Annotated in this window: 14 protein-coding genes; all 14 read left to right on the top strand. The window is 30.8% G+C overall.

Annotation, left to right across the window (positions count from 1 at the left end):
- Genes CSUB8523_RS08255 through dxs form a run of 14 tightly spaced genes read left to right on the top strand, consistent with a single transcriptional unit; the run spans position 1 to position 13,814 of the window.
- Entirely contained in the window at positions 1 to 519 is a 519-nt protein-coding gene (locus CSUB8523_RS08255; RefSeq protein WP_039664533.1) for a chemotaxis protein CheW, read from the top strand.
- A complete protein-coding gene (gene serB / locus CSUB8523_RS08250; RefSeq protein ID WP_043020190.1) occupies positions 519 to 1,145 on the top strand; it encodes a phosphoserine phosphatase SerB in 627 nt (208 codons plus the stop codon). The genes CSUB8523_RS08255 and serB overlap by 1 nt, the downstream gene beginning before the upstream one ends.
- Complete coding sequence (locus tag CSUB8523_RS08245; RefSeq protein WP_043020189.1) at positions 1,142 to 2,113, top strand: transaldolase; 972 nt, start codon at positions 1,142 to 1,144, stop codon at positions 2,111 to 2,113. Before serB ends, CSUB8523_RS08245 begins: the two co-directional genes overlap by 4 nt.
- Positions 2,114 to 2,159: 46 nt before the next feature.
- Positions 2,160 to 2,696, top strand: a complete 537-nt coding sequence (locus CSUB8523_RS08240; protein ID WP_039627041.1) for a 50S ribosomal protein L25/general stress protein Ctc — start codon at positions 2,160 to 2,162, stop codon at positions 2,694 to 2,696.
- Position 2,697: 1 nt separating this feature from the next.
- Positions 2,698 to 3,237 (top strand): aminoacyl-tRNA hydrolase, encoded by a 540-nt coding sequence (pth, locus tag CSUB8523_RS08235; RefSeq protein ID WP_043020188.1) that lies wholly within the window; start codon positions 2,698 to 2,700, stop codon positions 3,235 to 3,237.
- Positions 3,238 to 3,240: 3 nt separating this feature from the next.
- Complete coding sequence (locus CSUB8523_RS08230) at positions 3,241 to 4,302, top strand: LptF/LptG family permease (RefSeq protein ID WP_043020187.1); 1,062 nt, start codon at positions 3,241 to 3,243, stop codon at positions 4,300 to 4,302.
- An 18-nt stretch (positions 4,303 to 4,320) separates the two neighbouring features.
- Entirely contained in the window at positions 4,321 to 5,526 is a 1,206-nt protein-coding gene (lysA, locus tag CSUB8523_RS08225) for a diaminopimelate decarboxylase (protein WP_043020186.1), read from the top strand.
- Position 5,527: 1 nt separating this feature from the next.
- Positions 5,528 to 6,289, top strand: coding sequence for an HAD-IIA family hydrolase (locus CSUB8523_RS08220; RefSeq protein WP_043020185.1), 762 nt, complete (start codon positions 5,528 to 5,530; stop codon positions 6,287 to 6,289).
- Positions 6,286 to 7,359, top strand: coding sequence for a chorismate mutase / prephenate dehydratase (locus CSUB8523_RS08215; RefSeq protein ID WP_043020184.1), 1,074 nt, complete (start codon positions 6,286 to 6,288; stop codon positions 7,357 to 7,359). The genes CSUB8523_RS08220 and CSUB8523_RS08215 overlap by 4 nt, the downstream gene beginning before the upstream one ends.
- A complete protein-coding gene (gene hisC, locus CSUB8523_RS08210; RefSeq protein WP_043020183.1) occupies positions 7,349 to 8,440 on the top strand; it encodes a histidinol-phosphate transaminase in 1,092 nt (363 codons plus the stop codon). The genes CSUB8523_RS08215 and hisC overlap by 11 nt, the downstream gene beginning before the upstream one ends.
- Before the next feature lie 14 nt (positions 8,441 to 8,454).
- Positions 8,455 to 10,140, top strand: a complete 1,686-nt coding sequence (fliF, locus tag CSUB8523_RS08205; RefSeq protein WP_043020182.1) for a flagellar basal-body MS-ring/collar protein FliF — start codon at positions 8,455 to 8,457, stop codon at positions 10,138 to 10,140.
- The gene (gene fliG, locus CSUB8523_RS08200; RefSeq protein ID WP_043020181.1) at positions 10,140 to 11,168 is read left to right on the top strand and encodes a flagellar motor switch protein FliG; all 1,029 of its coding nucleotides are present in this window, start codon (positions 10,140 to 10,142) and stop codon (positions 11,166 to 11,168) included. Before fliF ends, fliG begins: the two co-directional genes overlap by 1 nt.
- Positions 11,169 to 11,172: 4 nt before the next feature.
- On the top strand, positions 11,173 to 11,988 hold the full coding sequence (gene fliH, locus CSUB8523_RS08195) for a flagellar assembly protein FliH (protein WP_043020180.1): 816 nt from the start codon (positions 11,173 to 11,175) through the stop codon (positions 11,986 to 11,988).
- Positions 11,985 to 13,814: a 1-deoxy-D-xylulose-5-phosphate synthase gene (dxs, locus tag CSUB8523_RS08190; RefSeq protein WP_043020179.1), complete on the top strand. Its 1,830-nt coding sequence runs from the start codon at positions 11,985 to 11,987 to the stop codon at positions 13,812 to 13,814. The genes fliH and dxs overlap by 4 nt, the downstream gene beginning before the upstream one ends.
- Positions 13,815 to 13,885 lie beyond the last annotated feature (71 nt).

The following is a 13,885-nucleotide window of genomic DNA, read 5'->3' as shown; positions in this document are numbered from 1 at the left end:
ATGAATGATAAGTTAAGTCAAGTTTTGCAAAAACAACAAGCACAAATTGCAGAACCAGATCTGGACAAAGAAGAGGATATTATTCAGCTTGTTGGTTTTGTGGTAGGGGATGAGGAATATGCTATTCCAATTCTTAATATCCAAGAAATTATTAAACCTATAGAATATACTAGGGTTCCAAGTGTGCCTGATTATGTATTAGGCGTATTTAACATGAGGGGTAATGTAATGCCTTTGATTGATCTTGCGAAAAGATTTAATCAAGGTGGTTCTAAAATGACTCCTCAAACAAGATATATTGTTTTAAAAGGTATAGCAAATGGAAATCAAACTCCTACAGGTAATGCAGGATTTGTGATAGATAGATTAACAGAAGCTATCAAAATTCACAGAAGTAGAATTGATCCACCACCTGAAACCTTACTAAAAGAAAAAGGTATGATTTTTGGTATAGGTAAAAGGGAAGAAAATATCTTGACTATATTAAAAGCTGAAGCTTTGTTAAAGCGTGAGTTTTGATGATAAAGCTTTGTGCCTTTGACTTTGACTCTACATTAATAGACGGAGAAACTATCGATATTTTAGCAGATGAGTATAATGTTGGTGATGCTATTAAAAGTATCACCAACAAAGCAATGAATGGTGAACTTGATTTTTTTGAAAGCTTAAGTGCGAGAGTAGCCTTGCTAGAGGGTATGCCAATCGAACGAGTAAACAAATGCTGTGAAAATTTACCTTTGATGAATGGTGCTAAAGAATTATGCGAGTATTTAAAAAATAAAAATATAAAAATTATTGTTTTTAGCGGTGGATTTCATGAGGGAATTGACTTAATACAAAATAAACTTCATTTTGATTTTGGTTTTGCTAACTTTTTACATAGTAAAAACGGTGTTTTAACAGGAAAAGTTGGCGGAGAAATTATGTTTAACAACTCAAAAGGTATTATACTACAAAGACTTAAGAAATTTTTAAATTTAAAAACAGAAGAAATTATGTGTGTGGGCGATGGAGCTAATGATATTTCTATGTTTAAAGAATGCGGGTTAAAAATAGCTTTTTGTGCCAAAGAAATTTTAAGATCTCATGCAGATATTTGTATAGATAAAAAAGATTTAAAAGAAATAATAAAGGTAATACAATGAAAAAATTTTCACTATGGTGTGATTTTATAGAAAATGAATTTTTAGATCATGAATTATTAGATTTAATATATTCAAAAACAATTAACGGCGCTACTTCAAATCCTGCTATTTTTAAAAATGCGATTTTAAACTCAGCTATATATAAAGAAAAAATCAAAAAATTAAACATGCAGGATAAAAAATCTTTGTATGAACACTTAGCGATAGAAGATATCGCTAAAGCTGCAGATAAACTCGCTGCGAATTATTATGAAAATAACGATGGTTTTATTAGTATTGAAATTGATCCAAGATTAAAAGATAATACTAGCTTATCTTTGGCTGAAGCAAAAAGATTATATATGCAAATTGCAAAAGAAAATGTGATGATGAAAATTCCTGCTACAGAGGCTTCTTATGAAGTAATGCAAGAATTAATGAAGAATGGTATTAGTGTAAATGCTACTTTGATTTTTGATTTTGAGCAAACTAAAAAATGCTTTGAAGCTTTAAATTTAGGTTTAAAAGAATTTAGAAAAAATAATATTGCAGCTAAAAAAGAGCCTCAAGCGGTTATTAGTATTTTTGTAAGCCGTTTTGATAGGCTTTTAAATCATCAAGTTCTAGATAAAAACTATATAGGAATTCTTACAGCAACTAAGGCTTATAATTATATTATCAAGCAAGAAGAAGCTAACATTAGAGCATTGTTTGCTAGTACTGGGGTGAAGGGTGATGATTTAGAAAAAGATTATTACATTAAAGAGTTGTTATACGATAAAGCTATCAACACTGCACCTTTAGATGCTATCATGGCTTTTAAAGGTAAAGCGCTTGTATTTAAAGAGCCTTTGAAAGATGAGTGTATAGAGAAAAAGCTCAATGCAAATATTTCAAAAGATGCTTTAAGTAAAGCTTGCAAAGATTTACTTGATGATGGTTTAGAACAATTTTGTATCGCATATGAAGATATTTTAAAATCTTTATAAACTTATTTAGATATAATTAGCGTTTATTTTTTTAGAAAGGAAACAGATGTTAGAAGGTATCGTTAGAGAGAGTATCGGTAGAAAAGCTGCTAAAGCTTTAAAAAGAGATGGTTATCTAATCGCAAACATCTACGGAAAAGGATTAGAAAACATCAATGCTGCTTTTAAAGTAAATGAATTTATTAAAGAAGTACGCAAAAAAACTACTTTAGCTTTTGATGTAAAAGTTGGAGATAAAGTATTAAATGTTGTAGTGGTAGATTACCAAAAAGATCCTGTAACAGCAGAATTAAAGCATGTGGATTTAAAAGTAGCACAAAAAGGTGTTATTTCTAAATATATGGTTCCTGTAAAAATCGTAGGAACTGCAATGGGTCTTAAAAACAAAGGTGTTTTAATCCAATCAAAAAGAAGATTAAAAGTAAAATGTGCAGCTGAAAACTTACCAAATTATTTTGAATTAGATGTTACTAAGCTTGATGTAGGTGATGCACTTTTAATTCGTGATGTAGTTGTACCTGAAGGTGTAACTATGGTTGATGCTGATAGAGTAGCTGTAGTTGGCGTAGAAAAAGCAAGATAAAATGACCTTAGTCGTAGGACTTGGTAATATAGGAGAACAATACGAGCAAACTAGACATAATGTCGGGTTTATGCTGATTGACTTGCTTATAGAAGATTTGGAAGTAGCAAAACTTTCAAATGCTAAATTTAAAGGAGAACTTTTTAAAAGTTCTTCTACTCTTTTTTTAAAACCTTCTACTTATATGAATCTATCCGGAGAAAGCGTTAAAGCAGTTAGCGAATACTACAAATGCGATAGGATTATCGTAATTCATGATGATATTGACTTAAATTTGGGTGCATTGAAATTTAAAATGGGCGGATCAAGTGGCGGTCATAATGGGCTTAAAAGTATTGATAGTCTTTGTGGGAATGCTTATGAGAGAGTGCGTATAGGTGTGGGAAAAGGCCAAGATGCGGTTTCTCATGTTTTGGGTAAATTTAAGCAAGACGAAAAAGAAAGTTTAGCTAAGGTTTTAGAGCATAGCAAAAAAGCTTTATTTGAACTTTTAGATTCTAATATAGAAAAAATTGCTTCGAAATATTCTTTAAAAAGTTAGATAATGAGTATTTTTTTTCGTTATATTTCATCTTTGTATTTAAAATCATTTTTTATCTTATTTTTTTCTTTAACTTTTTTCTTTGTAGCTATTGATTTTTTACTCAATTTCAATAGACTGCCAAAAAGTGCAAATTTAGAATTATTATATATCTTTTTTTTAACATGTTCAGCAGCTTCTTATATACTACCATTAGCTATAGTTCTTGCTTTGGTTTTATGTATTTTTAATATGATACGCTCGAATGAATTGGTTAGCTTATATGCTTTGGGTTTAAGTAAAAACCAAGTGATTTTTTATCCTTTTTTATGGGCTATGTTTTTTTGTTGTGTTTATGTAGGACTTAATTTTAGCTCCTTTGCTTATGCGGATGAATATAAAAGCAATATTCTTAAGCGAGGTGTTGTAGATAGAGAGGGCGGAGATGTTTTGATTAAATATAATGATAAATTTATTTATATACAAAAAACAAGTTCTCAAACCTTATATAATGTAAAAATCTTTGATGTAAAAAATTTAGACATTCAAAGCATAATCCATGCAAAAACTGCTAAATTTAATGGAGATTCTTGGGATTTAAATGACGCTAAAGCTATCAATGTACCACAAAATTTAATTGTTTCAAAAGAGGGTTTAAGTATAGAAGAATTTAAAAATATTAAAGGCTTAGAAGACTTTTCACCAAAAATTTTAGAAAGAATTTCTTTAGTAGAGAGTAATCCTTCTTATTCTATTTTAGACGCACTAGAAAGTATGGTAATTTTTGTAAAACAAAATATTTCTACTAATACACTTAGAACAAGTTTATATTCTTTGGTTCTTACACCATTTTTTGCACCATTTTTGATGCTTATTATATATTATTACTTTCCTTTAACGGCAAGATTTTTTAATCTCGCACTTTTAGCTTTTGTGTTTTTTGTATGCATACTTTTGGTTTGGGGTTTATTGTTTTTATTAACAAGATTGAGTGAAAATGAAATTTTACTTCCAGAGCTTGGTATAATGCTACCAGTATTTATTTTAATGAGTATAGGAAGTTTTTATTATTTTAAACACAAATAACTACAAGTGAGGTTTTTTATGGATTATTTAAAACTAGCAAAAGAATACAACACACCATTTTATATTTATGATTTTGATAAAATCAAAGAGCGCTTTACAATGTTAAAAGATGCCTTTAAGGCAAGAAAATCGCAAATTTTTTATGCAGTTAAAGCAAATTCTAATTTAAGTGTTTTAAAACTTTTAGCTTCTTTAGATAGTGGGTTTGATTGTGTTAGTGCGGGTGAGATTTATAGAGTTTTAAAAGCAGGTGCTAAAAATTATAAAATTATTTTTAGTGGGGTTGGCAAAAGCGAAGATGAATTAAAATATGCTTTAGAACAAAACATACTTTATGTAAATTTAGAAAGTTACGAAGAAATGCTTCTTTTGGAACAAATTGCTAAAGAAAATCAAAAAATTGCTCGTATAAGCATAAGAGTCAATCCAAATGTAGATGCTAAAACACATCCTTATATTTCTACGGGTTTGCATGAAAATAAATTTGGCGTAGATATAAAAAGCGCTAAAAAAATGTATCTTTATGCTAAAAATTCACAATTTTTAGAGCCAGTTGGTGTACATTTTCACATAGGTTCGCAAATTCTTGATATACGCAGTATTCATGAAGCTTCTGTGATTGTTGCAAAATTGGTAAAAGAACTTTTGGTTTTAAAAATTAATATTAAATTCTTTGATATAGGTGGTGGCTTAGGGGTTTGTTATAAAGATGAACAAGAGCCAAGCTTATATGATTATGCTCAAGGAATTTTAGCAAGTTTGCAAGGACTTGATGTGTGCATAGGTATGGAACCTGGTAGGTTTTTAGTAGCAAATGCAGGGGAGTTTGTTACTAAAGTTTTATATGAAAAATTTAATGATAAAAAGCGTTTTGTGATTGTTGATGGGGCAATGAATGATTTATTGCGTCCAAGTTTATATAGTGCTTATCATGAAATCAAGCTTTTAAGTGAAAATAAAGAAGAAAGCCTTTGTGATATTGTCGGTGGGGTTTGTGAGAGTGGAGATTTTTTAGCTAAAGATAGAAAATTAGCTAAAACAAAAGCAGGGGATTTGATTATAATTAAAAGTGCAGGCGCATATGGTTTTAGCATGAGTAGTAATTATAATACTCGCAATAGAGTATGTGAGCTAGCTTGTGAAAATGGCAAGGTAAGAATGATTAGAAAAAGAGAAAGTTATGAGGATCAAATTGCTTTAGAGCTTGATTTTTTAAAGGATTAAAATGTTGTTTTTAGATGTGCAAGGAACTTTGATTTCAGATTATGATAAAAGTCCTATAAATGGTGCTTTAGAACTCATTAAATCTTTAAATAAAGAAAAAATTCCTTATGTGATTATTACTAATAACACCAAAAGATTAGATTTTTTAAATTATTTGCAAAATTTGGGTTTTGAAATTAATGAAAAGGTTTATATTGATCCTTTTTGTGTTTTAAAAGATTATTTAAAACCTTGTAAAATAGCAGCTTTTGGGGCAAAAGAATTTTTAGATTCACTTCAAGAGTTAGGTTATGAGCTTGATTATAAAAATCCAAAAGCATTTTTGCTAGCAAGTTATGATAATTTTAAATTTCAAGATTTTGCTAATATGATAGAGTATATTAAAGATGGCGTGCAAGCTATAGCAATGCATGAGGGTAGTATTTATAAGAAAAACTCAAGGCTTTATCCAGGCGTTGGAAGTATCATGTCTATGCTTAAAAATGCATGCGAGTTTGATTATAAAGTGATAGGAAAACCTAGTAAGGCTTTTTATGAAAGTGCTTTAAAATTATTAAAACAGCAAGATTGTAATGTGAGTTTTAAAAAGACTTTGATTATTAGTGATGATTTTAAAGGTGATTTACTTGGTGCTTATGAGCTTGGTATGCAAACAGGCTTAGTTTTAAGTGGTAAAATTTCTAACACTCAAGGTCTTGATACAACTAAACTTAATTTTGTATATGATAGTATTAAGGATTACTACATATCGAGGTTTAAATGAAAGATATAGAAAAATTACGCAATAAAATCGATACTATCGATGATAAAATTTTGGCTTTGCTTAATGAAAGAATGCTTCATGTTAAAGATATAGGAGTTATTAAACAAAATTTAGGCGGGAGTATTTATAGACCTGAGCGTGAAAGAGCTATTATAAATAGACTTAAAAATTATAATCATGGCTTATTAGATCAAAATGCAATCGAAGCAATTTACCAAGAAATTTTTGCTGTATCAAGAAATTTAGAAATGCCTCAAAGCATAGCTTATTTAGGGCCTGAAGGAAGTTATACGCATCAAGTAGCAAGAACGCGTTTTGGTGCTATGAGTCGTTATACTCCACTTACAAATATAGAAGATGTTTTTAAAGAATTAGCCCACAAAGAAGCAAAATATGGAGTAGTACCTATAGAAAATAATACAGCAGGTGCAGTGGGTGTGACGCTTGATTGTCTTGGAAAATATGAAGATGTAAAGATTTTTGCTGAAATTTATATGGACATTCATCATTCTTTTGTAAGTATGAGTGAAAATTTAAAAGATATTAAACGCATATATTCTCATCCACAAGGCTATAATCAATGTAGAAATTTTTTAGAAAGTCATGATTTAAGTGAAGTAGAATTTGTAGCAAGCAAATCCACAGCTCATGCGGCTTATTTAGCTTCGCAAGATGTTACTTCAGCTGCGATTTGCTCTAAAATTGCAGCAAAACTTTATAATGTACCTATATTATTTGAAACGATTGAGGATAATTTGGCAAATCGTACTAGATTTTTGATTTTAAGTGATATAAAAATACCTCAAATGTCTCATTGTAAAACTTCTATCTTAGCACTTGCTGCACACAAACCAGGTGGGCTTAGCGATTTATTATATGAGTTTAAAAAAGAAGGAATAAATTTAACAAAACTTGAATCACGCCCTATAAAAACAAGAGAATTTGTACATAGTTTTTATATAGATTTTGAAGGACATATTGATGATGAAAATGTCCAAAGAGTATTAAAAAAAGCTGAGCATATAAAATGGCTTGGATCGTATTTATCAGGAGAAAGTAATGAAATTTAATCCTTTTTTAGAAGCTATTAAAACTTATGAAAGTGGTAAGGATATGGATTTAATTGCTAAAGAATATGGTTTAAAAGAGGTGATTAAATTAGCTAGTAATGAAAATCCTTATGGAGTCAGTCCTAAGGCTAAAAGGGCTATTGTAGATCATGCGCACTTGGCTTATTTATATCCTGATGATACTATGAGTGAATTAAAACAAGCCTTGGCAAAACATTATAACATCTTAAATGAAAACATCATTATAGGCAGTGGAAGTGATCAAATCATAGAATACATCGTGCATGCAAAATTAGATCAATCTAAAGCATACTTACAATGCGGGGTTAGTTTTGCTATGTATGAAATTTATGCAAAACAATTAGGAGTTAAGGTTTATAAAACTCCAAGTTTAACGCATGATTTAAATGAGTTATATGAATTATATCAAAAACATGAAAATGAAATAAAAGTAATCTTTTTATGCTTACCAAATAATCCTTTGGGTGAATGTTTGGATGCAAGTGCGGTTTTTGAGTTTTTAGGGAAAATTGATGATGATTGTTTGGTGGCAATTGATGGGGCATATAATGAATTTGCTGCATTTAAAGATGATAAAAAGCGTATTGATCCTAAAGAATTAATTAATAAATTTCAAAATACTATATACCTAGGAACTTTTTCAAAGCTTTATGGTTTAGGTGGTATGAGAGTGGGTTATGGTATAGCTTGCAAAGAGATTATTGATGTATTTTATAAACTAAGAGCACCTTTTAATGTAACGAATTTAAGTTTAAAAGCCGCTGTTGCTGCGCTTAATGATGATGAGTTTGTGCGAAAAACCTTAGAGAATAATTTTTCACAAATGCGACTATATGAAGATTTTGCTCAAAAATATCAAATCAAATATATACCAAGTTATACAAATTTTATCACATATTTTTTTGATAAAAAAAATAGTACAGATTTATCTGAAAAATTGCTTAAAAACGGTATAATAATAAGAAATTTACAAAGTTATGGTCTAAATGCTGTGCGTATAAGTATAGGTACAGAATATGAAAATTCAAGGTTTTTTGAAGAGTTTTCTAAAAATTTTTAGTTTGTAGGAAATAAATGGATTATAAAACTATACTGCACCAAGTAGGTCAGCTTTATCAAAATTTAAGTTTAAGACAGCGTATTATTATTGCTGCTTCTATTGTTGTTGTAGTTGGATTTTTAGTATTTTTAACCCTTTTTAGAAGTGGTTCGACGGTAGCTAGTGAAGCTGGATATTCGGTACTATTTGAAAATACTAATACTAGTGATTCGGCGATGATCGTAACTCAACTTGAAAAAAGCGGCGTTCCTTATATTTTGCGTAATGAAGGAACAATTTTAGTACCTAATGAGCAAGTATATAAACAACGTTTAGCTATTGCTTCTGCTGGGTTATTACCAAAGGATAATAAAGTAGGCTTTGAGCTTTTTGATAAACAAGAATTTGGCGCAACCGAAGCTGAACAAAAAGTAAAATATCAAAGAGCATTAGAAGGAGAGCTTGCTAGAACGATTGAAAGTTTAGAGCCTATTCATAGTGCCACAGTGCATATTGCTTTTGCTAAAGATACGCTTTTTACCCAACAACAAGTCCCGCCAACTGCTTCAGTAGCTTTGACGATAAAAGAGGGCTTAAAGCTTAATAAAAAGCAAATTATGGGAATTAAAAATCTAATTGCATCTTCTGTTACAAAGCTTAGCCCTGAAAATGTAAAAATCATGGATCAAAAAGGAATTCCTTTAGATGATGAGGGTGCTTTTGAAAGTGACTTAATCGCTGCACAAATCAAATACAAAAGAGACCAAGAGTACGAATTAGAACAAAAAATTGTTGCTTCTATTGCTCCATTTGCGGGTGGTTATGATAGAGTAGTGGCAAAGGTTAGTATTGATTTTGATTTTTCTAAAGAAGAATCGCAAAGTGAAATATATGATCCAAACACAGTTGTGCGTAGTGAGCAAACTTTAGAAGAGCATAGAGAAGGTTATAAAGATAAAGAAATTCAAGGTGTACCAGGTGCTGTTTCAAATATCGGACCTGTAGAAGGTTTAGATGATAAAGGTGCACGCGAGGTTTATACAAAAAACCAAGCCACTACTAATAATGAAATTTCTAAAAAAATTACCAACACTACTAAGCAATTTGCAACTGTGAAAAGAATTTCAGCGGCTGTTGTTGTTGATGGAAAATATAAAGTGATTACCGATGATCAAGGAAATGTAACAAATGAATACATTCCTTTGAGTGATAAAGAAATTCAAGCTATTGAAAATCTTACCAAGGGTGCGATTGGATTTAATCTTGCTAGGGGTGATGCAGTTGAAGTTAATAACTTAGAGTTTCATAGAACAGTCAAGGTTGAAAACAAGGTTCAAACTTTTTATTCTAAATTTGTGGAACCATTTATCCCGCCTGTTAAGTATGTATTTGCAGCGATATTGCTTTTTATCTTTTACAAAAAAGTTATTGTGCCATTTTCTCAAAAAATGCTTGCAGATATCAAACTTGAAGAAGAAATGGAAGGCAAAGATGGACAAATTATCGATGAGGCTGAAGATGCCATTGAAAAATTCAATGCTGCACGTAAGAAAGTTGAAGAACAACTTGGCTTTGGAGATAATTTTGATGAAGATGCGCTTCAGTATGATGTTTTACTTGAAAAATTAAGAGCTGTGGCAAATGAAAAAGGTGAAGAAGTTGCGCTATTATTGCAAAAGCTTGTGGAAAATGAAGCTGAATTTGGTGAGAAGGATATCTAATGATAAAGCTTAGTGAAGAACAAAAAATGGTCTATGATGACCTTTCTATGCCAGAAAAGGTTGCGATATTTTTAATTCAATTAGGAGAAGATGTAACGACAGTTTTATTTTCTCATATGGATATTAATGTCATTACAGAAATCTCACGTTATATTGCTTTGGCGAAGAATGTTGATAAACCTGTAGCCACAGCAGTATTAGAAGAATTTTATACTCTATTGCAGTCAAACCAGTATTTAAAAAGCGGTGGTTTGGAATATGCAAAAGAAATTTTATTTAGAACTTTTGGTCCTGAAATTGCCAATAAAATTTTGGAAAAACTTACCAAAAGTATGGAAAACAACCAAAACTTTGCTTATCTTTCACAAATTAAACCACAACAACTTGCAGACTTTATCATTAAAGAGCATCCACAAACCATTGCATTGATTTTGGCGCATATGGAAACTACTCAAGCGGCAGAAACTTTAGAGTATTTTAGCGATGAATTAAGAGCTGAGGTTGTGATTAGAATGGCAAATCTTGGAGATATTTCACCTTCAATCATCAAAAGAGTATCTGCTGTACTTGAAAGCAAACTCGAAAGTCTTACTTCTTATAAGGTTGAAGTGGGTGGCCCAAGAGCTGTTGCTGAAGTACTTAATCGTTTGGGTCAAAAAGCTTCTAAAACAACACTTTCTTATATTGAACAAAGCGATGAAAAACTTGCTACAACCATTAAAGATTTAATGTTTACATTTGATGATATTTCTCAACTTAGTACTAATGCAATTAGAGAGGTTTTAAAGGCTGCTGATAAGCGTGATTTGATGATAGGTTTAAAAGGTGCAAGCGAGGATCTAAAGCAAAAATTTATGGCAAATATGTCTACGCGTGCAGCTGAAGCTTTTGTAGAAGAAATGGGATTTTTAGGTGCAGTACGTGTTAAAGATGTAGAAGAAGCACAAAGAAAAGTGGTGGAAGTGGTGCAAAAACTTGCAGAACAAGGTCTTATCCAAGTGGGTGAGGCTGATGAGATGATAGAGTAAAAGCATGGCTAAATTAACCAATGTGATCTCACCTGAAAATATTTCTACTCATGTGGTTGAGGATTATCATTTTAAAGTTATGAGTGAAATGTCTTCTAATGAAGAACAAAAACAAGAAGAAAATCAAACTATAAACCAAACTTCCCCAGTTCAAAATGCTATCCAGCAAACGGTAGAAATTCAAACAGTAGAAACCACCCAACAAGCTCCACAACCACAAATTCAACCTGATTTTGTAGAAGATTTGCTTAAAAAAACTGATGAAATGTCAGGGAATATTATTAAGTTGCAAATGCAAATAGAAAGTCAAGAAGCTGAATTTAATAATCGCTTAAATGTAGAATTAGAACATGCAAAAGAAAAATTTACCAAAGAAGGTTATGAACAAGCTCAAAAAAAATTTGAAAATGAATTAGAAGCTTTAAAAGAAAAATACTTAAAAAGTGTGGAAAAACTTGAAGGTACAGTGCAAAATTTAAATGAGTTTTTATCTAAAAATGAAAAAGAATTAGCCGATACTGCTGTAATTATTGCAAAAGAAGTGATAGCAAAAGAGCTTGAAGAAAATTCATCACTCATAGCATTAAATTTAGCAAAAGAACTTATGAATGAGCTTAAAAATGCTACTAAAATAGAATTAAAATTAAATCCTGATGATTTTGAGTATGTAAAAATACACTTGCAAGAACAAAATAATATCAAATTTAGCCTTGATGATGCGATTAACAAGGGAAGTGTTTTAATATTAAGTGATGCAGGCAATATAGAATCAAACCTTAATAATCGTTTGCAAAAAATCAAAAATATGGTTAACGAATGATAGATTTGAATAACTTAAATATTAAAAATATGCAAATTAAAGAGTTAGAAAATTTAGCTAATAATTTGCGTGAAGTTATTATAGATACAGTGAGCAAAAATGGTGGTCATTTGAGTTCAAATTTAGGTGTTGTTGAGCTTAGTATAGGAATGCATTATGTTTTTAATGTACAAAAAGATCCTTTTATTTTCGATGTTTCACATCAATCTTACCCGCATAAGCTTTTAAGTGGTAAGATAGATAATTTTCATACTCTAAGGCAGTTTAATGGTATAAGTGGTTATACCAAACCTGATGAAGGGGATTATTTTGTAGCGGGTCATTCAAGTACTTCTATATCTTTAGCGGTTGGAGCTTGTAAAGCTATAAGATTAAAAAATGAAGATCGTGTACCAGTGGTGTTAATCGGTGATGGTGCATTAAGTGCAGGTATGGCTTATGAAGCCTTAAATGAGCTTGGTGATAGAGAATACCCATGTGTAATTATCTTAAATGATAATGAAATGAGTATTTCCAAGCCAATTGGAGCTATCTCTAAGTATTTATCTCAAGCAATGGCAACGCAGTTTTATCAAAAATTTAAAAAACGCATAGAAAATCTTTTAGAATACTTTCCTCAAGGTGCTTCTTATATGGCAAAGCGTTTTGAAGAAAGCTTAAGACTTATCACACCTGGACTTTTGTTTGAAGAATTAGGACTTGAGTATATTGGGCCTATTGATGGGCATAATTTAAATGAAGTTATTAATGCACTCAATCAAGCTAAAGCTATGAATAAACCTTGTGTAGTGCATGCGCAAACTATCAAAGGCAAAGGTTATACATTAGCTGAGGGAAAAAATGCAAAATGGCATGGGGTAGGTGCTTTTGATAGAAGTAGTGGGGAGAGCTTAAAGGCTAATATGAACAAAAAAAGTGCGACAGAAATTTTTTCAAATACACTTTTGAATTTAGCTCAAAAATATGAAAATATAGTAGGTGTAACTGCTGCTATGCCAAGTGGAACTGGAATAGATAAGCTAATGGAAAAATACCCTGAGCGTTTTTGGGATGTAGCAATTGCAGAACAACATGCTGTGACTTCTATGGCGGCTATGGCAAAAGAAGGTTTTAAACCTTTTATAGCAATTTATAGCACTTTTATGCAAAGAGCATATGATCAAGTAATTCATGATTGTGCTATTATGAATTTAAATGTTGTTATTGCCATGGATAGAGCAGGAATTGTAGGAGAAGATGGAGAAACTCATCAAGGTGTTTTTGATATTAGTTTTTTAAGTGCTATACCAAATATTACCCTAGTGGCTCCAAGAGATGAGGCTATGATGGAAAAAATCATGGAGTATGCTTATTTTCATCAAGGTGTTTTTGCTCTTCGTTACCCTAGGGGCAATTTTTTATTAGACGATAATTTTAATCCATGTGAGATAAAACTTGGTAAAGCTCAAATTTTATCTAAAGTGCAAAGCGATAAAGTGTTTTTAGGCTTTGGACAAGGTGCGGCTAAGGCAAAACTAGTTTTAGATAAACTTGGTTTAGATTATGCGAGCTTAATAGATTTGATTTTTGCAAAACCTTTAGATGAAGAGCTTTTAAAAGAGTTGGCAAAAGATACAAAAACTTGGTTTATTTTTTCAGATAGCGCTAAGATAGGTGGAGTGGGAAGTTTGATTGCAAATTTTTTACAAAAAGAAAATCTTTGTCATATAAAGCTAGTAAGCTTTGAATTTGAAGATCAATTCATAACTCATGGTAAAACAAATGAAGTGGAAAAATTTCTAGAAATTGATGTTGAATCTTTGTGTAAAAAGATTAAAATTTATTAAAAGATAAAAAATATCCTTTAATATAATCATTTTTTATAAAAAAGCGTTATACTATATAAAAAATATCGGAG

It is taken from the genome of Campylobacter subantarcticus LMG 24377, assembly GCF_000816305.1.
In the GTDB taxonomy this organism is placed as follows: domain Bacteria; phylum Campylobacterota; class Campylobacteria; order Campylobacterales; family Campylobacteraceae; genus Campylobacter_D; species Campylobacter_D subantarcticus.
The sequence above is the reverse complement of the archived record's forward strand: the minus strand, read 5'-3'. Positions and strand labels throughout refer to the sequence as shown.

Bases quoted from the DNA above. Each gene is read 5' to 3' on its own strand.
- CSUB8523_RS08255 (WP_039664533.1), top strand. From the start codon at position 1: ATGAATGATAAGTTAAGTCAAGTTTTGCAAAAACAACAAGCACAAATT.
- serB (WP_043020190.1), top strand. From the start codon at position 519: ATGATAAAGCTTTGTGCCTTTGACTTTGACTCTACATTAATAGACGGA.
- CSUB8523_RS08245 (WP_043020189.1), top strand. From the start codon at position 1,142: ATGAAAAAATTTTCACTATGGTGTGATTTTATAGAAAATGAATTTTTA.
- CSUB8523_RS08240 (WP_039627041.1), top strand. From the start codon at position 2,160: ATGTTAGAAGGTATCGTTAGAGAGAGTATCGGTAGAAAAGCTGCTAAA.
- pth (WP_043020188.1), top strand. From the start codon at position 2,698: ATGACCTTAGTCGTAGGACTTGGTAATATAGGAGAACAATACGAGCAA.
- CSUB8523_RS08230 (WP_043020187.1), top strand. From the start codon at position 3,241: ATGAGTATTTTTTTTCGTTATATTTCATCTTTGTATTTAAAATCATTT.
- lysA (WP_043020186.1), top strand. From the start codon at position 4,321: ATGGATTATTTAAAACTAGCAAAAGAATACAACACACCATTTTATATT.
- CSUB8523_RS08220 (WP_043020185.1), top strand. From the start codon at position 5,528: ATGTTGTTTTTAGATGTGCAAGGAACTTTGATTTCAGATTATGATAAA.
- CSUB8523_RS08215 (WP_043020184.1), top strand. From the start codon at position 6,286: ATGAAAGATATAGAAAAATTACGCAATAAAATCGATACTATCGATGAT.
- hisC (WP_043020183.1), top strand. From the start codon at position 7,349: ATGAAATTTAATCCTTTTTTAGAAGCTATTAAAACTTATGAAAGTGGT.
- fliF (WP_043020182.1), top strand. From the start codon at position 8,455: ATGGATTATAAAACTATACTGCACCAAGTAGGTCAGCTTTATCAAAAT.
- fliG (WP_043020181.1), top strand. From the start codon at position 10,140: ATGATAAAGCTTAGTGAAGAACAAAAAATGGTCTATGATGACCTTTCT.
- fliH (WP_043020180.1), top strand. From the start codon at position 11,173: ATGGCTAAATTAACCAATGTGATCTCACCTGAAAATATTTCTACTCAT.
- dxs (WP_043020179.1), top strand. From the start codon at position 11,985: ATGATAGATTTGAATAACTTAAATATTAAAAATATGCAAATTAAAGAG.